Source organism: Streptomyces sp. NPDC003379 (assembly GCF_053589195.1).
On record NZ_JBSFRK010000017.1, the window covers coordinates 124,692 to 143,103 of the forward strand.

17 protein-coding genes and 1 pseudogene are annotated in these 18,412 nt (G+C 71.1%); 5 read left to right on the forward strand and 13 right to left on the reverse strand.

Annotation, left to right across the window (positions count from 1 at the left end):
* Positions 1-103 precede the first annotated feature (103 nt).
* Together ACWDVB_RS19075 and ACWDVB_RS19080 are read right to left on the reverse strand one after the other, a co-directional pair.
* Positions 104-736, reverse strand: a pseudogene (locus ACWDVB_RS19075) (dioxygenase family protein); the annotation flags it as partial.
* Positions 737-785: 49 nt separating this feature from the next.
* Positions 786-1,736 (reverse strand): AraC family transcriptional regulator, encoded by a 951-nt coding sequence (locus ACWDVB_RS19080; protein WP_451513725.1) that lies wholly within the window; start codon positions 1,734-1,736, stop codon positions 786-788.
* Between the two features lie 198 nt (positions 1,737-1,934).
* Between ACWDVB_RS19080 and ACWDVB_RS19085 the strand changes: the two genes are divergently transcribed.
* The 3 genes from ACWDVB_RS19085 (at position 1,935) to ACWDVB_RS19095 (ending at position 3,443) form a co-directional block, all read left to right on the forward strand.
* Positions 1,935-2,462 carry a hypothetical protein gene (locus ACWDVB_RS19085; RefSeq protein WP_451513724.1) on the forward strand — a complete coding sequence of 176 codons (528 nt, stop codon included), beginning with the start codon at positions 1,935-1,937 and terminating at the stop codon, positions 2,460-2,462.
* A gap of 34 nt (positions 2,463-2,496) precedes the next feature.
* Complete coding sequence (locus tag ACWDVB_RS19090; protein WP_451513723.1) at positions 2,497-2,967, forward strand: hypothetical protein; 471 nt, start codon at positions 2,497-2,499, stop codon at positions 2,965-2,967.
* Between the two features lie 68 nt (positions 2,968-3,035).
* On the forward strand, positions 3,036-3,443 hold the full coding sequence (locus ACWDVB_RS19095) for a peptidoglycan-binding domain-containing protein (protein WP_451513722.1): 408 nt from the start codon (positions 3,036-3,038) through the stop codon (positions 3,441-3,443).
* 13 nt (positions 3,444-3,456) lie between these two features.
* Here ACWDVB_RS19095 and thpR read toward each other — a convergent pair whose 3' ends face one another.
* From thpR to ACWDVB_RS19130, 7 genes are all read right to left on the reverse strand, one after another.
* Positions 3,457-4,056, reverse strand: coding sequence for an RNA 2',3'-cyclic phosphodiesterase (gene thpR, locus ACWDVB_RS19100; protein ID WP_451513721.1), 600 nt, complete (start codon positions 4,054-4,056; stop codon positions 3,457-3,459).
* Positions 4,057-4,108: 52 nt separating this feature from the next.
* On the reverse strand, positions 4,109-5,170 hold the full coding sequence (locus tag ACWDVB_RS19105) for an LCP family protein (RefSeq protein WP_451513720.1): 1,062 nt from the start codon (positions 5,168-5,170) through the stop codon (positions 4,109-4,111).
* Positions 5,171-5,199: 29 nt separating this feature from the next.
* Positions 5,200-5,697 carry a transglycosylase SLT domain-containing protein gene (locus ACWDVB_RS19110; protein WP_451513832.1) on the reverse strand — a complete coding sequence of 166 codons (498 nt, stop codon included), beginning with the start codon at positions 5,695-5,697 and terminating at the stop codon, positions 5,200-5,202.
* Between the two features lie 355 nt (positions 5,698-6,052).
* Positions 6,053-7,033, reverse strand: a complete 981-nt coding sequence (locus ACWDVB_RS19115; RefSeq protein WP_451513719.1) for a TIGR03557 family F420-dependent LLM class oxidoreductase — start codon at positions 7,031-7,033, stop codon at positions 6,053-6,055.
* Positions 7,034-7,092: 59 nt separating this feature from the next.
* Positions 7,093-8,577 (reverse strand): APC family permease, encoded by a 1,485-nt coding sequence (locus tag ACWDVB_RS19120; RefSeq protein WP_451513718.1) that lies wholly within the window; start codon positions 8,575-8,577, stop codon positions 7,093-7,095.
* Complete coding sequence (locus ACWDVB_RS19125; protein ID WP_451513717.1) at positions 8,574-10,142, reverse strand: GMC family oxidoreductase; 1,569 nt, start codon at positions 10,140-10,142, stop codon at positions 8,574-8,576. The genes ACWDVB_RS19120 and ACWDVB_RS19125 overlap by 4 nt, the downstream gene beginning before the upstream one ends.
* Positions 10,143-10,171: 29 nt before the next feature.
* On the reverse strand, positions 10,172-11,638 hold the full coding sequence (locus ACWDVB_RS19130; protein ID WP_451513716.1) for an aldehyde dehydrogenase family protein: 1,467 nt from the start codon (positions 11,636-11,638) through the stop codon (positions 10,172-10,174).
* 332 nt (positions 11,639-11,970) lie between these two features.
* Between ACWDVB_RS19130 and ACWDVB_RS19135 the strand changes: the two genes are divergently transcribed.
* Both ACWDVB_RS19135 and ACWDVB_RS19140 read left to right on the forward strand, forming a co-directional pair.
* A complete protein-coding gene (locus ACWDVB_RS19135) occupies positions 11,971-12,753 on the forward strand; it encodes an SDR family NAD(P)-dependent oxidoreductase (protein WP_451513715.1) in 783 nt (260 codons plus the stop codon).
* Between the two features lie 85 nt (positions 12,754-12,838).
* Entirely contained in the window at positions 12,839-13,057 is a 219-nt protein-coding gene (locus ACWDVB_RS19140) for a hypothetical protein (protein ID WP_451513714.1), read from the forward strand.
* An 8-nt stretch (positions 13,058-13,065) separates the two neighbouring features.
* On the opposite strand, the gene ACWDVB_RS19145 is transcribed toward ACWDVB_RS19140, so the two are convergent.
* From ACWDVB_RS19145 to ACWDVB_RS19160, 4 genes are read right to left on the reverse strand one after another with little or no spacing between them, the layout of a single operon-like run.
* Positions 13,066-13,554 carry a (2Fe-2S)-binding protein gene (locus tag ACWDVB_RS19145; RefSeq protein ID WP_451513713.1) on the reverse strand — a complete coding sequence of 163 codons (489 nt, stop codon included), beginning with the start codon at positions 13,552-13,554 and terminating at the stop codon, positions 13,066-13,068.
* A 16-nt stretch (positions 13,555-13,570) separates the two neighbouring features.
* A complete protein-coding gene (locus ACWDVB_RS19150) occupies positions 13,571-15,889 on the reverse strand; it encodes a molybdopterin cofactor-binding domain-containing protein (RefSeq protein ID WP_451513712.1) in 2,319 nt (772 codons plus the stop codon).
* A gap of 12 nt (positions 15,890-15,901) precedes the next feature.
* The gene (locus ACWDVB_RS19155) at positions 15,902-17,146 is read right to left on the reverse strand and encodes an oxygenase MpaB family protein (protein ID WP_451513711.1); all 1,245 of its coding nucleotides are present in this window, start codon (positions 17,144-17,146) and stop codon (positions 15,902-15,904) included.
* Between the two features lie 35 nt (positions 17,147-17,181).
* Positions 17,182-18,405 (reverse strand): oxygenase MpaB family protein, encoded by a 1,224-nt coding sequence (locus ACWDVB_RS19160; protein ID WP_451513710.1) that lies wholly within the window; start codon positions 18,403-18,405, stop codon positions 17,182-17,184.
* Between the last annotated feature and the right edge of the window lie 7 nt (positions 18,406-18,412).

Sequence of the window (18,412 nt, forward strand, 5' to 3'; positions counted from 1 at the left end):
GACTTCCCTCGGTCAACGTTCGGCTGGTCCGATCAGCTGACCTTCAACCGTCCCCGATGGTTGTACGGCGCCCCTACCAGCACTTTCGGCAACAGCGTGACTACTGCGGCACGTTCAGGACGAAGTCGAAGTCGGCCTCCTTCGCGTTTCCGACGGTACGTACGTTCATGAGCAGCCGGGCGTCGAAGATCGGGTCCGTGTTGTTGCGCGGCTCACCGGGGAAGTACAGCTGGGTCGTGAGCACCGGACGCCCCGGGGCCTGCACCTTGACGTGCAGATGGCGGGTGCGCCCGGGGTAGAGGCCCGGCACGATCGTGGTGAGCCGGAACGCGCCGGACGCGTCGGTGTACTGGTGCCCGCGGAAGCGGAACCCCGCGTTGTCGTACCGCCCGTAGGTGTCGGCCTGCCAGAAGTCCAGCAGGGCCTGGGGTATCGGTCGGCAGGCACGCCCGAAGACGTAGCCGGTGACGGTGAGCCGCACCCCTGGTGTGCCGGGCTGGAGGAGTGAGGTGCGCCGCGGGGAGTTGGGCTTGAAGTACGGTCCCTCCATCTGGGGCGGCGTCGGGTCGTCACCGTCGTCGCAGGACGGGGTGATCGCCGGCGCCTCGCCCCGCTCGCTCGCGGTACGGGCCAGCGCGGGGACTCCCATGAGGGTCACGGGTACGGCCATGCCGACCGCCGCGGCGGCTCTCAGAACCGTCTTGCGGCTGGGCCCCTTGCCGATCTCGTCGTCCATCGCTCCTCCTGAAGGGTGGGGTGGGGTGGGTTCCGGATCGGCTAAGAAGCTATGCGGGGGAGCGGTGCCGGGCGATGGACTGGAGCCGGTGGTCGTGGTGAATATCGCCGCCGCCGCGCCGGAAGTCCCCGGGGCTGGCGCCGGTCTCGCGGCGGAAGAAGCGGCAGAAGTACGCCGGATCCCCGAACCCGACCCGCCCCGCCACCTGACGCACCGACAACTCCGTGCGCAGCAGCAGGCGTTTGGCCTCGTGCACCCGGGCCTGCCGGATCAGCTCGCCGGGCGTCCGGCCGGTGGACGCCTTCACCGCCTCGCTGAGGTAGCTCACCGAGACGCCCAGGTGCTCCGCGCACGTCCGCACCGAGTGCGGCGTGCCCTCGGGCGTGCCGAGCAGCGCCACGAACCCCGCGGCCACCGAGCCCGGCCGCGAGTGCGGCGCCACGGCCGCCGACGGGGGCGCGGGCAGCCGCGCGGCCCGCACCACCAGGATGTGCAGCAGACACCGCAGCACGCTGTGGAAACCCTCGGCGCCCGTGCGGTACTCGCCGTCCAGATCGGCGACCAGACGCGCGGTCCACCGCGTCGCCTCGTCGGACAGTTCCAGCCACGAGCGCCGGCCGAGCCCCCGCAGGACGTCCCGGTCGCCGGGGTGGTCCAGGAGGAAGTCGTCGGTGAAGAGGATCACGTGGCCCTCCAGGCCGGTGACGCCCTCCCAGTGGTGGACCTGGCCGGGGGTGATGAAACACAGATTGGGCGGCCGCAGCGCGAAGCCCGTGAGGTCGACGACGTGCCTGCCGGTGCCGCCGGTGACGTGGACGATCTCGTAGAAGGTGTGCCGGTGCGGGAACGGCGCGCGCGACATCGCCCCGATGGTGTCGAACGTGCCGATGGCGAACGGCAACGCGTTGGGCATCGGCACCTCAAGGCGGTGCGTCGGCATGCCGTCGCCGGTCGGCTCTCCGTTGTTCCCCTCGCCGGGCAAGACCGTTGTGCCGCGCATGCGTACGCTCCTCATCCCGACGCCGTCCGCCACGGGCCGCCACGATGGCACGCGGCCGTCACCGCCGGGGAGAGGACGGGCGGCCGTGGCCGGAAGGTGCGGATGTCAGGGACGCGTCAGATTTCCCGGGTACGATCGGACGCGCACACGGAACGCAGCGGAACGACACGGAACCAAGCCGCCCAGGAGAGAGCAGACATGGCCGTCCGACAACGCGCACGCGACCGTAACGGGACCGCACCGAGCGGCGAGGGCGACTGCCCCGGGAGCCCCGCGAGCCGCCCATGGCAAGGCAGGCACGGCTGGCGCACGGCCCTCGCGGGTGTCGTCGCCTGCGCCGCGGCCCTGGCCGTGTCACCGGCCTCGCAGGCCACCGCCGCCGCCGAGGGCGCCGCCGCGGACTGCCAGGCGCGGGCCGACGCCCGGCACACCGACTGGACCGGGATGCACTTCCTCGGGGACGTGGTGTGCTCGCACAACACCGGCTCGATCCGGGTGCAGTCCACGACCGACAGCACGGTCAACGGCCAGATCGCGTTCTCCCCCAGCTGGTTCGTGTGCTGGAAGCGCGGCAGCCCGTACCAGGGAGGAGACATCTGGTACTACACGCAGGGCGACACCGTCTCCGGCGCCAGGACGACGAAGGGCTGGGGCTACCTTCCGGCCGCCGAAATGGCCTCCTCCACGCATCCTGTGCCCGGCCTCAAGAAGTGCACCTGGTCATGACATCGCAGCCCTTCCGGACCCCTGGAGTACGAGCATGAGCCCCGCACCGTCCCCCGGAAAGCGCCGCGCGGCCCTCGCGGGCGCCGCGCTCGCCCTGTCCCTCACCGCCGCGTCGACCCCGGCCGCCCTGGCGAGCCCCGCCAGGCCCCCGGCCGGTCCGGCCGACGCGTCGGCCACCTGCTCCCTGCGGCAGAACCACCCGCACAAGGACACCCTGGGCAACGCCTTCAGCCTCGACCTGTACTGCGACAACCTGGCCTCGGACGCGTTCGGCCGCCCCGCCTTCAACGCGCCGGTCACCGGCCGCCTCAAACTCTCGCCGAGCTGGTTCGTGTGCTGGACCGAGGGCGACGCGGCCCCCGACGGGAACAAGGTCTGGTACTACACCCAGGGCGACGAAGTCGTGAGCCTGCCCGGCATCAAGGGCTGGGGCATGGTCCCGGCCAAGGTCGTACAGACCCAGAAGCACCCCTACCCCGGGCTGCCCCGCTGCCCCTGGTTCTGACCCGCTGATCCACCCGCGCCCTTCCTCAACCCACGTACGCCCCACCACAGTTCGGGAGAAGGTTCACCGTGACTTCACGACCCAAACGACGTGTCCGCGTCCGTACGCTCGCCGCCACGCTGCTCGGCTGTGCGCTCCTGGCCGGTCCCGCCGTGGCGCTGGCCGGTGCGAGCCCGTCCGGGAAGGACAGCAGGGCGGTCGCCGGCACCGACGTACAGATCAAGCAGGCCACCAACGGGGAGTGGCGGTACTGCCCCTACACCGGCACCCACCCGGAACTGGGCAAGGGCCACGCGAGCGACGCCGTCGGGCACCTGCAGTGCATCCTCAACAAGGTGTACGGCTACAAGAACGTCGCCGTGGACAAGATCTTCGGCGATGCCACCCTGGCCGCGGTCAAAAACTTCCAGCAGAGCGTCGGCCTGACCCCCGACGGCTTCGTCGGCCCCAACACGTGGGCCGCGCTGCATCCATGAGATGACCGCGCGGCTACCCGGCGGGGCGACCGGAGCCGCCGCCGAAGCGCCAGGCGTCGACGTCGCCGTAACGGACCGGCCCGGGACCGCGGCCGACGTCACCGGCGACCAGATGCAGGCGCTCGGTCCGCCAGGGGCGGCCGGTGAACCCGGCGAGGCCGGCGGCCACCTCCGCCGCGCACGAAGGGGCGTCCCGCCGGGCCCGCGCCAGCGTCAGATGCGGGCGCAGTGGCCGGTCCACGAAGGCGACACCGCACTCCTCGACCAGGGCACGCACCTCGGTGGCGAGCACATGCAACGCGTCGAGGTCCCCCTCGATCCCGCTCCACGCCACACGTGCGTCGAAGTGCCCGCCACCGCGCAGCGCCAGGGTGAGGGGGCGGCGCGCCGCCGCGAGGTCCGCGAGCGGTGGGCGCAGCAGCTCCATCACCGCGCCGGGCACCTCGCCGAGGAACGCCAGGGTGATGTGCCAGTCCTCGACGCGGTTCCACCGCATCCGCGGATGGGCGTGGTAGGCGGGGGCGAGCTCCCTCGCCAGTTCCTGCTTGGCGTCGTCGGGCGGGGCGAGGGCGATGAACACACGAACGGTCGCCGGCCGGATCTCTTCGTTCACGGAAGACTTCGTACCGCATACCGGCGGCTCGGCGTGCGCCGGGTCGGTGGCGTCAGCGGCCCGCGGACACCGGTGAGTCGGTCCTGTCGCCCACCGAACCGTCGGTCGCGGACTTCGGGATGGGCCGGTCCTGGCGCAGAGCGGCCCAGACCTGGTGTGCCGCCTCGTCCATCGGCTTGACGCGTCCCGCGTCCCGGGCGTCGTAGGTGACCGGCATCGTGACCATGGTGGTGCGCTCGGGGCTGATGCCCCGCAGCTCCTTGGCCAGGCCGAGCAGCTTGTCCGCGGAGGCCAGCTCGGAGTCCGCGCTGAGGGCCTTCGTCGCGGTGTCCGCCAGGTCGTAGGACTTGGCCGGGTCGCTGAGCGGGTCGACGGTGTCGGCGCGGTGGATCAGGGCCTTGACGAACGCCTGCTGGAGCTGGATGCGTCCCAGGTCACTGCCGTCGCCCACGCCGTGCCGGGTGCGGACGAGCGCGAGCGCCTGCTTGCCCTTGAGGGTGTGCTCGCCGGCGTCCAGGGACAGACCGCTGTTGTGGTCGTGGATGGCCTCGCGGGTGGTGATGTCCACGCCGCCGAGTCCGTCGATGAGCTTCTGGAAACCCTTGAAGTCGACTTCGAGGTAGTGGTCCATGCGGACGCCCGACATCTTCTCGACCGTCTTCACGGTGCACGCGGGCCCGCCCACCTGGTAGGACGAGTTGAACATGGCCTGCCGCGCGCCTGGCGCACTGCCGCCGTCCTGCTGTGCGCAGCTGGGCCGCCGCACCATCGGGTCGCGCGGGACGCTGACGACCGAAGCCTTTTTGTGGGTCTTGTCGACGTGCAGGACCATCGCCGTGTCGGCGCGGGCTCCGCTGACGCCGCGACCGTACTGGCCGTGCGTTCCCGCCCGTGAGTCGGAGCCGAGCAGGAGGATGTTCATCGAACCGTCGCGCTGCTCGCCGGGCCGGTCGTGGCCGAGGGCGGCGTCGATGTCCGTGCTCCGGATGTTGCCGTCGAGATGCTGCCAGGCATAGGCCAGGCCCCCTCCGCCGATCAGGACCGCTCCCAGGGCGCCCCATGCGACGTACCGCAGGGTCTTCTTCCGTGGCTTGCGCCGGGAGTGGTGCTGCATGGTGCTGCCCCTCTTCGTCGGCCGGTGGCTCAGTACGCGGAGTCGACGTTGTCGATGGAGCCGTACTTGTCGGCGGCGTAGTTGGCGGCCGCGGTGATGTTGGCGACCGGGTCGGTCAGGCTGTTCGCGGTGCCCTCGACGTGGTACGCGTCGAAGGTCGGCTGGATGACCTGGAGCAGGCCCTTGGACGGGGTGCCGTTCTGCGCGTTGACGTCCCAGCCGTTCTGCGCGTTCGGGTCACCGGCGGACTCGCGCATGATGTTGCGGTGCAGCCCCTCGTAGGTACCCGGGATGCCCTTGGCCTTCATGATGCCGAGGGCCTCGCGGATCCACCCGTCGAGGTTGTCGGCGTGGCCGGCCTTGGCCGCCGCCTGCGACACCTTCGCGCGCGCGGCGGTCGGCTCCGCGGCGTGGGCCGGGGAGGGGGCCAGTGTGAGGGCCACGGCGGCGGCGCCGGCGGTGGCGATGCCGGTGAGCGAGAGCTTGCGGAGTCGGGCGGTGCGGGGCTGCGTCTGGGTCATGGCCATGCGGATGTGGTTCTCCATGCGGTGCGTGGTGGGTGGGGGGCTCGGTCGGAGCGGGCGAATCCGCCCGGTGCGAGTGCGGCTCCCCGGAACGACATCCAGGGTTAGCGGCGCTCGGACGGGGACGCAAGGATGTGACGTACTACCCGGGGTCGCAGACGCCCTGGTCAGAGCCTTCGCAGGGCGCGCGGGGCCTACGGGCTCCCCGTGCCGGTGACCACTACCGTCCCTAGCATGTGACGTGGCCCCTATGGGTGGGCTCACAGCCAGAGCCCCAAATCCGGCACCTGCGGACAAACGCGGCGAGCGCCCCACCCGACCGGGTGAAGCGCTCGCTGAGGGATTGGTCCGGTGCGGTTCAGGGTTGCTTGCTGTCCGCCTTCAGCTGCCGGACGGGGCCGTCGAGCTCGCGCCGGTAGAAGTCGATGAACCCGTCGGGGTCGGGGCCCGCGTTCTGCATGACCAGCCTGTCGAAGCCCGCGTCGGCGAACTGCCGCGCCACCTCCAGATACCGGGCGGGGTCCGTGCCGCAGGCGAACTTCCCCAGGATGTCCTCCTCACGCACCGTAGTGGTCGCGGCGTCGAAGTTGACCGGGTTGGGCAGCTCGCTCATGACCTTCCACCCCGTCATGGCCCATCGGGACGTGTCCAGGGCGGCCCTCGCCGCGGTGTGCTCGTCGGGCGCCCAGGCCATCGGGACCTCCGCGTAGCGCGGGCCGCTGCCGCCTGCGTCGCAGTAGTGCTGGACGATCTCCGGCTTGTCCTCCGTGGCGAACAGGCCGTCGCCCAGCTCCGCGGCGATCCGCGCGGACGCCTCGCCGCTGGCGGCCACCGCGATCAGCGGAAGCTCCTCGGGGAGGTCGAACACCCGGGCGTCCTCAAGGCGCAGATGCTTGCCCTCGTACGACCGGTACCCCCCGCTCCACAGCAGCCGGATGATCTCCAGGGCCTCCCGGAGCAGCTCGTGCCGGGTGTGGACCGAGTCCGGGAAGCCGTGGCCTACGACGTGCTCGTTCAGTCGCTCTCCGGAGCCGAGACCGAGCACGAAGCGGCCCTCGGACAGCAGGGCGAGCGTGGCGGCCGCCTGGGCGATGATCGCCGGGTGGTAGCGCACGGTCGGGCAGGTCACGCCGGTCGCCAGCCCGATCCGGGAGGTCTTGGCCGCGATGCTGCCCAGCACCGTCCAGGCGAAGGGCGAGTGCCCCTGATTGTCGAGCCACGGATGGTAGTGGTCGCTGATCTCGACGAAGTCGAAGCCCGCCTCCTCGGCGAGAACGGCCTGCCTCACCAGCTCCGCCGGACCGAACGCCTCGGCGGCCAGCTTGTAACCGATCTTCATGTCGCTCCTCGTTCCTCGTTCCTCGTTTCCTGGGCCCAGCGGTCCAGCGGGCCGGTGGTTCAGTGGGCCGGTGGTTCAGTGGTCTGGTCGGGGATGGCGTTCGCCGAAGGGGCGTCGCCGCGGCCGTAGTGGCGCGTGGTGAACATGTATACGAGCCCTACGCCCACCACGACGCCGGCGCCGAGCAGCACGATCCAGTTGTCGTACCAGGCCGCCTCGGGGGTCCGGGGCCAGGCGATGGTGACGATGGCGAAGATCCCGTAGGCGAGTGCCCCGATATTGACCACCAGACCCCACCGGCCCAGCCGGTACTCGCCGCTCGGCCGCCAGCCCTTGAGGCGGGCCCGCAGCGCGGCGAGGACGACCATCTGGAAGGCGGCGTAGATGCCGAGGATCGCGAAAGAGACGATCTTGGTCAGAGCGTCCTCCGAGATCAGGGAGCCGACGGCGATCAGCGCCGGGAGCACCGCGGCGACCAGCAGCGCGTACTCGGGCACCGCACGGGTCGGGGAGAACTTCCGCAGCAGCCGGTGGCCGATGATCATCTCGTCGCGTGCGTACGAGTAGATCAGCCGGCCCGCCGCGGCCTGCAGGCTGATCGTGCAGGACAGGAAGGAGATGAGGACGACGGCCATCACCAGCCGCGCGCCGGCCTCGCCGAGGGCGTCGAAGAGGATCCTGACGGCCGGGTCGGTGTCCTGCCCGGAGATCACCGCCCGGTAGTCGACGACGGCCAGCAGCAGCGTCAGACAGGTGAAGGTCGCCGCGGCCCCGCCGACGTAGATGGTGCGGCGCATCGCCTTGGGAATCACCTTGCCGGGGTGCTGCACCTCCTCGGCGACGTCTCCGCAGGCCTCGAAACCGTAGTACTGGTAGAAGCCGATGATCGCCGCTCCGAGGAACACGGGCAGATAGGAGCCGTCACCGGCGGCGCCGAAGTCGTCGAAGAGAACACCGAGGCCGTGGAAGCGGTGCGTGACCAAGAGGATGACGCCGACGACGAGGGCGCCGATCAGCTCCGCCCCGAAGCCGATCAGCGCCGCCCACGAGAGCACCTTCGTACCCGCGTAATTGATCAGCACGGCGACGACGATCAGCCCGATCGTGCAGAGCACGGTGGTGTGCACAGTGGCGTCGAAACCGAGCAGGATGGCGATGTAGGGCCCGGCGCCGTACGCGACGCTGGTGATCGTGATGAGCAGCGCCCACAGGTAGACCCAGCCGGTCATCCAGGCCCAGCGCTTGCCCCACAGCCGCCGCGCCCACGGGTAGACCCCGCCCGCGACCGGGTACTGCGCGACGACCTCGCCGAAGACCAGCGCGACGAGGAACTGCCCGCAGCCCGCCATGACGAACGCCCAGATCATCGGGGGGCCGCCGTCGGCGAGGGCCGTGCCGAAGAGCGTGTAGGTGCTCACCACCGGGGAGAGGTAGGTGAAGCCGAGGGCGAAGTTCGCCCACGGCCCCATGTCCTTGCGGAACTCCGAGTCGGCTTCCTTCTGCCCGGCCGCCGCGGCGCTGTCCGGCGCTCCCGGAACGCTCACCGGACCGCCCCTTCCACGCCCGTCGGCTGCGGGGCCGGCCGGGCGCTGATGAGGTCCGCCGCGCGTTCGGCGGCGAGCAGCACGGTGATCATCGGGTTGATGGACGGCATGGTGGGGAAGACGGACGCGTCCACGATGCGCAGCCCGTCGTGTCCCCGCAGCCGCAGCTGCGGATCGACCACCGCCATCGGATCGTCCTCGGCGCCCATCCGGCAGGTACCGGCCGGATGGTAGACGGTGTGTGCGGCGCGGCGACCGTACTCGGACAGGTCCGCGTCCGACTGGACGTCCGGGCCCGGCGCCACCTCGCGCAGCAGCCAGTCGCTGAGCGGGGCGGTGGCGGCCACCTCGCGGGCGATGCGCAGGCCGTCGAGGATCGTACGCTCGTCGTGCCCCTCGGGATCGGTGAAGTAGCGGAAGTCCAGGGCCGGTTGGACCGACGGGTCCGCGCTCCGCAGCCACATGCGGCCGACGGAACGGGCCCGCGGCACGTTCGGGGTCATACAGACGCCGTGCTCGGGGATGGGGTAGCCGAGCCGCTCGGTGTTGACGGTGAACGGCACCTGGTAGAAGTGGAACATCAGGTCCGGGCGCGGGCCGCCCGCGGCGTCGCGGCGCAGGAAGAGGCCGGCGTCGGAGTCCATCGCCGAGTTGGGCGGCAGCGGCCCACGGGTCTCCCACACCATCACCGACTCGGGATGGTCGAGGAGGTTCTCCCCGACCCCGGGGAGGTCCGCGCGGACCTCGATGCCCAGGTCGCGCAGCTGGTCGGCGGGGCCGATGCCGGAGAGCATGAGCAGCCGGGGCGTGTCGATCGCCCCGGCGCAGAGCAGCACCTCCGCCTCGGCCTCCAGCGTCGACACGGAGCCGTCGGGGTTGCGGACCTGGACGCGGGTGAAACGGCCCTCGCTGTCGCGCAACAGCCGGTACGCCCAGGTCTCCAGACGTAGCGTCAGGTTCGGGCGGTCCATGATGGGGTGCAGATACGCGACCGAGGCGGACGAGCGCTTGTTGGTCTCCGGGTGGTAGGCGAGGGAGAAGAAGCCGACGCCGTCGGTGAAGGGGCGGGCGTTGAAATCCTCGACGACCGGGACGCCGAGCCGGGTGGACGCCGCCGTCACGAAGTCCTCCGCGACGGCGTTGCGGTCGGCGGCGCCGACGGGCACGATGTTGTTCCGCAGCCGCGACCGGTACGGCAGGATCGTCTCAGGACCCCAGCCGTCGCAGCCGCTCGCCACCCACTCGTCGAGGTCCTGCGGGAACGGCAGGAAGCTGATCAGCGTGTTGTGCGAGGAGCAACCGCCGAGCACACGGGCCCGCGAGTGCACGATGTACGAGTTGCCGCGCGGCTGCTCCTCGGTGGTGTAGCCGTAGTCGAACTCGGAGCCGAGCAGGTTGATCCAGTTCCGCAGCCGCAGGATGCGGTCGTCGCCGACATCGCTGGGGCCGCCCTCCACCACGCACACCCGGCAGGCCGGGTCCTCACTCAGCCGCGCCGCCAGCACGGAGCCCGCCGTACCGCCGCCGATGATCAGATAGTCGTAGGTCGTCGTCTCGCCGTCCATGGCGTCGCCCTCTCTCTCGCCCTGCCCGCTCAGCCCTTGAACCAGCCGGAGACGCCCGGCCTCAGGTTCTGGTAGATGTGCTTGGCCTCCTGGTACTCGCGCAGACCGGTGGGCCCGAGCTCACGGCCGAAACCGGAACGGCCGAAGCCGCCCCACTCGGCCTGGGGCACATACGGGTGGAAGTCGTTGATCCAGACCGTGCCGTGCCGCAGCAGGGCCGCGACCCGCTGGGCGCGGCTCGCGTCGTTCGTCCAGACGCCGCCGGCCAGCCCGTAACGGGTGTCGTTGGCCAGCTCCACGGCCTCGTCCTCCGTGCGGAAACGCTCCACGGTGACCACCGGGCCGAAGACCTCCTCCTGCACGATGCGCATGGAGCGGTCGCAGTCGGCGTAGACGGTGGGCAGCAGGAAGAAGCCGCGCGACAGCTCGGGATCGTCCGGGCGGCGGCCGCCGCAGACCAGACGGGCGCCCTCGGCGCGGGCGATCTCCAGATAGCCCTCGACCTTCTCCCGGTGCTCCGCCGAGCTGAGCGGACCGCTCTCGGTCCGCGGGTCGAGCCCGTTGCCGAGCCGGATGGCCCCCGCGCGGGCGGCGAGACGCTCCACGAACCGGTCGTGCAGGGAGTCCTCCACCAGAAGCCGGGAGCCGGCCGAGCAGACCTGCCCCGAGTGGAAGAACGACGCTTCGAGCGCGTGGTCGACGGCGGCCTCGAAGTCACAGTCGGCGAAGACGACGTTGGGGTTCTTGCCGCCCAGCTCCAGCGCGAGGTTCTTCACGTCCGGCGCGGCCGCCTCCATGATCCGGCGCCCGGTGGCCAGACCACCGGTGAAGGAGACCAGGTCCACCTCGGGGTGGGAGGACATCGCCGCGCCGACGGTGGCGCCCGGGCCCAGCACGAGGTTCGCGACCCCGGGCGGCGCGCCCGCCTCGGCGATCAGCCGGATCATGTGGACGGTGGAGAGCGGTGTCGTCTCGCTGGGCTTGAGCACGAAGGTGTTGCCCGCGGCCAGCGCCGGGGCGACCTTCCAAGACGCCTGCAGCATCGGGTAGTTCCAGGGCGCGATGAGCGCGCAGACGCCGATGGGGTGGTAGGTGATCCGGCTCAGCACATCGGGGCCGACGTCCACGACCCGGCCGCCGTCCTTGTCGGCGATCTCGGCGAAGTAGCGGAACGCGTTCGAGACGTCCTCGACGTCGATCCGCGCCTCGGCGAGCGTCTTGCCGGTGTCGAGGGACTCGACGTGCGCGATCTCCTCCTGGTCGCGCAGCAGGAACCGCGCCACCCTGAGCAGCACGTCGGCCCGCTCCCGGGTGGGCGACGCCGGCCAGTCGCCGCGGTCGAAGGCCCGCCGTGCGGCCTGTACGGCGAGGTCGACGTCGGCCTCGCCCGCGTCGTCGACCTGCTGGACGACGGACGCGTCGTACGGGTTGATCACGTCCCGCCGCGCGCCCTGGACGGCACCGGTCCACTCCCCGTCGATGAACAGCTCCGCCATCGTGGCCTCCTCGCTCTCGCACCTGTCCGGTACCGACGTGACCACCGGCACGGCACACCGGGCACCAACATCGTCCGCCCGGCTCGCACCGGTCATGCGGACGCACGGGCGGGGGGCGAGTTCGGCGCAGATGTGACCTGGTTGGGCTAGGGGGTGTCTCTTCGATGCCCGCGACGCCTGGCACCGCACCTCGCCGCGTTGTCACATCACCCGCGGACACCCAGTCCGCGGGCAGTGCTCCGCCTTGCGATGCACGGCGCCGGACGCCGCGGGCTGATCCTCGAAGATCGAAGAGACACCCCCTAGGCAGTCCGTCCGCCTATGTTGGCGACATGACACACGCAGCAGTCACCGCCGACAGCACCGCCGGCCCGACCGCCGGCGCCGCCCTGGTCACCGGGGCCTCCCGCGGCCTCGGCGCCGTGATCGCCCGACGTCTCGCGGCCGACGGACACCCGGTCGCCGTCTCCTACCGGTCGGGGGCCGAAGCGGCCCACACGGTGGTCGCGGACATACGCGCGGCCGGCGGGACAGCGGAGGCGTTCCCCGCCGACGTCACCGATGACACCGCCGTCACGGAACTCGTCGCGGACGTCACGGCCCGGCTCGGTCCCGTCGCCACCCTCGTCGTCAACGCGACCGGCCCGCAGCCCCAGTTGGACCCGGCGGAGGTGTCCTGGGCAGACCACCTCGCCCAGCTCACGTTCTTCGTCAAGAGCCCCACACTGCTCATGCGGGCGGTGCTGCCGGGCATGCGCGGGCGCGGCGGCGGCCGGATCGTCCAGATCGGCTCCGACGTGCTGGAACGCGTACTGCCCGAGATGTCGGCGTACACGGCCGCCAAGGCCGCCCAGCACGCCCTGACGGAGTGCTGGGCCCGCGCGCTCGGCCCGTACGGGATCACGGTGAACACCGTCGCGCCGGGCTGGATCCCGGTCGAGCGGCACGCCGACGCGAGTGCCGAGTCACTGGCCGCCTACGCCGCCGACGTGCCGCTGCGCCGCATGGGCCGACCGGAAGACGTCGCCGCCGCCGTGGCCTTCCTCGCCTCACCGCAAGCGGCCTTCGTGACGGGCGAGCGCGTCAAGGTCAACGGCGGGCACACGCTCGGCTAGCGGGCCCGGTGCGGCCCGGCCGCCAGTGAAACCGCCTGACGGTGCTCGGTCCACTGACCGTGCTCGGCCCACCCGAGGGGAAGCCATGCCGACCGTCACCGAGTCCGAGGCGCTGTCCGCGCAGATCCGCACCGCGTGGACGGCGTTCGCCACGCACGGCGACCCCGGCTGGCCCGCGTACGACGCCGGGCAACGCCTCGTACGGCTCTTCGACGCGCGACCGACCGTCACCGCCTACCCGGAGGAGACCTCCCGACTGCTGTGGCAGGACCACGACTTCCCGGCGCACCGGCTGATCGACTGACCGGATGATCAGCTGCCCGGCCGCATCTTCCGGGCACCGGCCCTGATGGCCTCGCGGATGCGGAAGTACGTACCGCAGCGGCAGATGTTGCGCAGGCCGTCGAGGTCGGCGTCGGTGATGCCGCGGCCCTCGGCGGCGGCACCGCGGACCAGGGCCACCGCCGCCATGATCTGGCCCGGCTGGCAGTAGCCGCACTGGGCGACGTCGTGGTCGAGCCACGCCTGCTGCATGGGGTGCAGATCCTCGCCGACCGTCGCCGGAAGCCCTTCGATGGTGGTGACCTCGTCGCTGGGCTCCAGGTCCTTGACGGGGATCGCGCAGGGATTGACCGCCTTGCCGTTGAGATGGCTGGTGCACGCCTTGCAGACGTTGATGCCGCAGCCGTACTTCGGTCCGGTGATGCCGAGGATGTCGCGCAGCACCCACAGCAGGCGCACGTCGTCGGCGACGTCCACGGTGACCCGCTCGCCGTTGACGCGGAAAGTGTGCTCAGGCACTCGGATCTCCAAGCTCTCAGCGGGCGTGGTCCAGGCCGTCGGTGGGGGACTGGGGGATGGGCGGGACGGTGGGTTTGGGGGTGAACGAGAGCGTGCCGTGATTGATGGGAAAACTGGTGGGCATCGCTCCGGTCGCGCGGCCGTACGCGCAGGCGACCGCGGCCATCGACGCGGCGACGCCCAACTCCCCGGCGCCACCGGGCTCGTCGGAGGTGCTCGGCATGACGATGATCTTCAGCTCGGGCGGGGTGTTCCACTGCCGGGTGTAGAAGTAGTTGTCCCAGCTCGCTTCGAGGAAGTACCCGTCACGCAGGTGCAGGCTGGAGGTCAGGGCCAGCGCGATGCCGTCCATGACGCCGCCCATCATCTGCGCCTCCAGGCCGCGCGGGTTGACGGCGAGGCCGACGTCCACTACGAAGACGGCCTTGGTGACGCGTGGTCCGCCCACGCCGTCGCGGATGGGGCGGTCGACGGTCCCGGGCCGGCAGTCGATCTCCACCAGGGCGGCGCTGACCGCCTTGTACTCGGCGTGGAAGGCGATGCCCTGCGCGGTGTCGGCCGGCATCCGCCGCCCCCAGTCGCCGGCCTCGGCAGCCTTCTCCAGGACCGCGCGGGAGCGGTCGTCGCGCAGGAAGTCGTGCCGGAACCGGTACGGGTCCTTGTCCATCCGCGCGGCGACCTGGTCGACGACGAGCTCCCGGGCGCAGGTGACGTCCGGGGAGTACACGTTGCGCATGCTGCCGGTGTTGAAGCCCTTGTCGGTCTCGCTGAGCAGCCGGCTGTTGACACCGAAGTCGTACGACATCGTCTGGCTGAGCTGGAAGAACGTCTCGGAGAAACCGATGTCGCCCACCGGCAGCCGCGCGGCCAGGGCGGTGATGACCTCGCCGAGGCCGTGGCCGAGGTCCGTGGAGACACTGGTGTGCCGCTGCTTGTAGCTCAGCACGGTGTCACCGGCGTAGGCGACGCGTACCCGCGAGGTGGCCATCGGATGGGCGCGGCCCTGGCGGGAGTCGTCGGCGCGGTGCCACATGAGCTTGACGGGCTTGCCGACCTTCTGGGAGACCTCGGCGGCCTCCAGGGCGGCGTCGAAGAACAGCTTGCGCCCGAAGGAGCCGCCGCCTTCGGTGACGTGCACCGTGACCTTGCCGAGCGGCAGCCGGAGCTTGGCGGCGATGGCCTGCTTGGCGACGATCGGTGATTTCAGCGACGACCAGATCTCGGCACGGTCGGAGCGCACGTCGGCGATCGCGCAGTTCGGCTCCAGCGCGCTGTTGCTGCGGAAGTGGAAGGTGAACTTGCCCTCCACGGTCGGCGTCGGTGGCCGCAGCCCGAGCGGCAGCTCAGCGGCCGCCAGCTCCTTGAGTACCGTCTCGTCGGACTTGCCTTCGGCGGTACCGGGTCTCCAGGACACGCGCAGCGCGCGTACGGCGTCGATGCACTGGCCGAAGGTCTCGGCGCGCACCGCGACCCCGGTGGAGATCACCACGACATCGGTGACGCCCGGCATGCCGCGGACCTCGGCGAGGTTGGCCACCGGGCCGACCTTGCCGTTGATGGTCGGCGGACGGCACACCATCGTCGGCTTCGCGTCCGGGACGTCGAGGTCCATCGCGAACTTCTTGCGCCCGGTCACCGCCTCCAGCGCGTCGACGCGGCTGTGCGGCTTGCCGATGACGGTGAAGTCCTCGCGGGCCGTGAGTTCCACGGGCATCTTCCGGGTGCGGGCGCTCGCCGCCTTCTCGGCGAGCGCGCCGATGCCGATGCCGCCGCGCCCGCCGGAGCGATCGGTGACCACTCCGGCTCTCACCGTCAACTCGCTCACGTCCGTGCCGAGTTCCTTCGCCGCGGCCTCCAGCAGGCGCCGCCGGGCGATGGCGGCGGCGATCCGGATCGGGGTGTAGGTCGAGATGGTCGTGTTCGATCCGCCGGTGAGCTGGTTGAACACCAGCTCCGGCCGGGCATCGGCCAGCGTGACCCGTATCCGTTCCAGCGGTACGTCCATCTCCTCGGCGATCAGCATGGCCGCCGAGGTGGTGATGCCTTGGCCCACCTCGGCCCGCGGCAGCGCGAACGACACCGTGCCGTCCCGGTTGACCTCGACCGTGATCAGACCGGAGGTCGGCAGCGCCGCCGCGGTCATCAGGTCGTTGAGGTCGAGCAGGTCCGTGATGTCGGGCGACGGCAGCCGGGCGTCGGCTGTCGGCGGTCCGGCTTCCGCCGTCGGCGCGGGGCCGAGCTCGGCGGCGGCCACCAGGGTCGGGGCCGCGAGGACGTAGCCGAGGAATCGCCGCCGGCCGACGGCGGCCCGGCCGTCCTTCTCCGGTTCTCTCATCGTCCGGTCCACTCAGGACTCGGGGCGGGACTCGGGGCGGGACTCGGGGCGGTTGACGACGGGAATATCAATCTTCGTCTCCTTGCCTTTGGTGAGATAGAACAGGATGTACTTCCGGGCGGCCTCGTCGATGATCCAGGCGGTCTCGGGCACTAGCGGCAGCGGGATGAGGCCCTCGCGGAACTTCACCAGGGCCGGCCACGCCACCTTGATCGCCGGGCCCCAGAGCGGCTCGCGCGGGATCTCGTCCCAGTCGGCCACCTCGTCGCCGACCAGATAGCGGGCGAGCGCGTTGCACAGCGGCCGGCTGACGCTGCCGGGGCTGGTCTGCTCGGCGAGCTGCCCGAGCAGGATGTCGGTCAGCTCGACGCCCTCGCGGGTCGGCCCCATGGCCGGGGGGAGCACCTGGTCCGACTGGGCGTTCGCCGCGTCCCAGGTGGCGGGGATGTACTCGTCCTTGATGCCGAGCATGTGCGCGGTCACCTGCCACACGTGCAGATACGCCGCGGACTCGGCCCTGGTGATCGGCACCCTCCATTCGCGCATCCTGCGCATGGCGAAGGTCGGCAGGGTGTGCCAGGTGACCAGCATGTCGTTCTGGCTGATCGGTATGTCGTCGCCCCAGTGCGGCGACTGCCGCAGCAGGTGCCGTACCGCCGCGTGCACCAGGCGTGTCTTCACGGCGTTGACCACGCAGTTGCCACCGGGCCGGTACGCGTCGAGCGCACCGACGGCGAATCCCAGGATGCTCGTCTTGGCGACGCGGTCCTCCATGTCCGCGCCCCCCTTGGAGTAGTAGACCGCCCGCGCCTCCTTGGGAATGGCGGTACTGAGCATGCCGCCGCCCACACCGTTGAGCAGGTTGAGGTAGAGCCCCCGGGACTTGTTGAAGTCGGCGGCGGTCTCCAGCTCGGCCCGGTCCGCCCACGACGGCAGCCGGCGCGCCTCCTCCATGAACGTCCGCAGATCCCGGGGCAGACCGTCGGGCAGCGGCTGGTCGTTCCGCTCCCAGTTCCACAGGAGGCGGTTGACCTCGGGTACGGCGCCGCGGTCGAGCAGGGAGGCGACGAGCGGATCGGCCTCCTCGTCCCACACCCACCGGGGGTCGGCACCGGCGCCGGAGCCCGCGACCGAACCGCTGGGCGCCCAGGTCCAGTTCATCGGGCGCGCGTGGGCCGGAGAGGCCATGTTCCACGCTCCGAGCGCGCCCAGGGCCCCGCCCGCGGCCAACATCTTGCGTCTGCTGAGATCCGCCATGTCCCGCACTCCTCCTTGAGTTCTTCGAGGCCCGTTCAGGACGGGCGGTTGGTCTCCGGGATCTCGATGCTGATCGGGCGAGCTTCGGACAGGAAGAGCAGGGCAGCCTTGCGCAGGAACTCGTCGAACGTCCAGTAGGCCTTCGGCGCCAGCGGGAAGGGGAGCAGCCCTTCGCGTACGGCGACGAACGGGCCCCAGGCCGTCTTGAGGAGCGAGTCCCAGATCACCTCCCGGGGAATGTCCAGCCACTCGGCGATCCGGTCGCCGAGCAGGAAGCGGGTGAACGCGCCGAGTATGGGCTTGCTGAGGATGCCGCCGTCGACCGAGGAGCCGAGGTCGAGGAGGATGTGGGCCAGCTTGACGCCCTCGGGCGTCGGCGCGAGTACCGGGTCCAGGACCTGCTTCGCCTGGGCGTCGGCCTCGTCCCACGACCCCGGGATGTACTCGTCCTTGATACCGAGCAGGTGCCCGCCCAGCTGCCACGAGTGCAGGAAGGCGGAAGACTCGGCGGCGGGGATCGGCACCTTCCACGCGGTCAGCTTCTGCATGACGGTCGTGGGCAGGCTGTGCCACGTGACCATCATGTCCCGCTGACTGATCGGGATCTCCTCGTCGGCGACGTCGGGCCAGTGCGGGGACTGCGGCAGCAGGTGACGCACCGCCGCGTGCACGAGCCTGGTCTTGACGCAGGTCACGATCATCTCGCCGTCGGGCTGGTAGGCGTTCCGGGACCCGATGTCGTACCCCAGTTTGGCGGTCTTGGAAATGCGGTCCTTCATGTCCGCGCCGCCCTGGGAGTAGTAGACCGCGCGCGCCTCCTTGGGGATGACCGTGCTCATCATGCCGCTGGCCAGGCCGTACAGCACCCCTAGGTAGAGGCCGCGCTTCTCGTTGAACTCGACGGCGGTGGCCAGCTTGCCCCGGTCGGCCCACGACGGCAGTCGACGGGCTCGCTCCATGAAGTCCCGCAGGTCGGAGGGGAGTCCGGCCGGCAGCGGCTGCCCGTTCTTGGTCCAGGCCCGCAACAGCTTGTTGACCTTGGGGACATCGCCCCGGTCCAGCAGGGAGGCGACCAGCGGGTCGGCCTCCGCGTCCCACACCCACCGCGGGTCCGCGCCTGCCCCGGAGCCCGCCACCGAGCCCTTGGGCGACCACGTCCACGGCGTGCGCGCCTGCGCGGGCGTCGCGGCACCCAGCGCACCGAGTGCGCCCAGCGCTCCGCCCGCCATCAACATGTCGCGTCTGCTGAGTCGGTCCATTGCTGCG

Bases quoted from the DNA above. Each gene is read 5' to 3' on its own strand.
- ACWDVB_RS19080 (WP_451513725.1), bottom strand. From the start codon at position 1,736: ATGCGCGGCACAACGGTCTTGCCCGGCGAGGGGAACAACGGAGAGCCG.
- ACWDVB_RS19085 (WP_451513724.1), top strand. From the start codon at position 1,935: ATGGCCGTCCGACAACGCGCACGCGACCGTAACGGGACCGCACCGAGC.
- ACWDVB_RS19090 (WP_451513723.1), top strand. From the start codon at position 2,497: ATGAGCCCCGCACCGTCCCCCGGAAAGCGCCGCGCGGCCCTCGCGGGC.
- ACWDVB_RS19105 (WP_451513720.1), bottom strand. From the start codon at position 5,170: ATGCAGCACCACTCCCGGCGCAAGCCACGGAAGAAGACCCTGCGGTAC.
- ACWDVB_RS19110 (WP_451513832.1), bottom strand. From the start codon at position 5,697: ATGGCCATGACCCAGACGCAGCCCCGCACCGCCCGACTCCGCAAGCTC.
- ACWDVB_RS19115 (WP_451513719.1), bottom strand. From the start codon at position 7,033: ATGAAGATCGGTTACAAGCTGGCCGCCGAGGCGTTCGGTCCGGCGGAG.
- ACWDVB_RS19125 (WP_451513717.1), bottom strand. From the start codon at position 10,142: ATGGACGGCGAGACGACGACCTACGACTATCTGATCATCGGCGGCGGT.
- ACWDVB_RS19130 (WP_451513716.1), bottom strand. From the start codon at position 11,638: ATGGCGGAGCTGTTCATCGACGGGGAGTGGACCGGTGCCGTCCAGGGC.
- ACWDVB_RS19135 (WP_451513715.1), top strand. From the start codon at position 11,971: ATGACACACGCAGCAGTCACCGCCGACAGCACCGCCGGCCCGACCGCC.
- ACWDVB_RS19140 (WP_451513714.1), top strand. From the start codon at position 12,839: ATGCCGACCGTCACCGAGTCCGAGGCGCTGTCCGCGCAGATCCGCACC.
- ACWDVB_RS19150 (WP_451513712.1), bottom strand. From the start codon at position 15,889: ATGAGAGAACCGGAGAAGGACGGCCGGGCCGCCGTCGGCCGGCGGCGA.
- ACWDVB_RS19155 (WP_451513711.1), bottom strand. From the start codon at position 17,146: ATGGCGGATCTCAGCAGACGCAAGATGTTGGCCGCGGGCGGGGCCCTG.
- ACWDVB_RS19160 (WP_451513710.1), bottom strand. From the start codon at position 18,405: ATGGACCGACTCAGCAGACGCGACATGTTGATGGCGGGCGGAGCGCTG.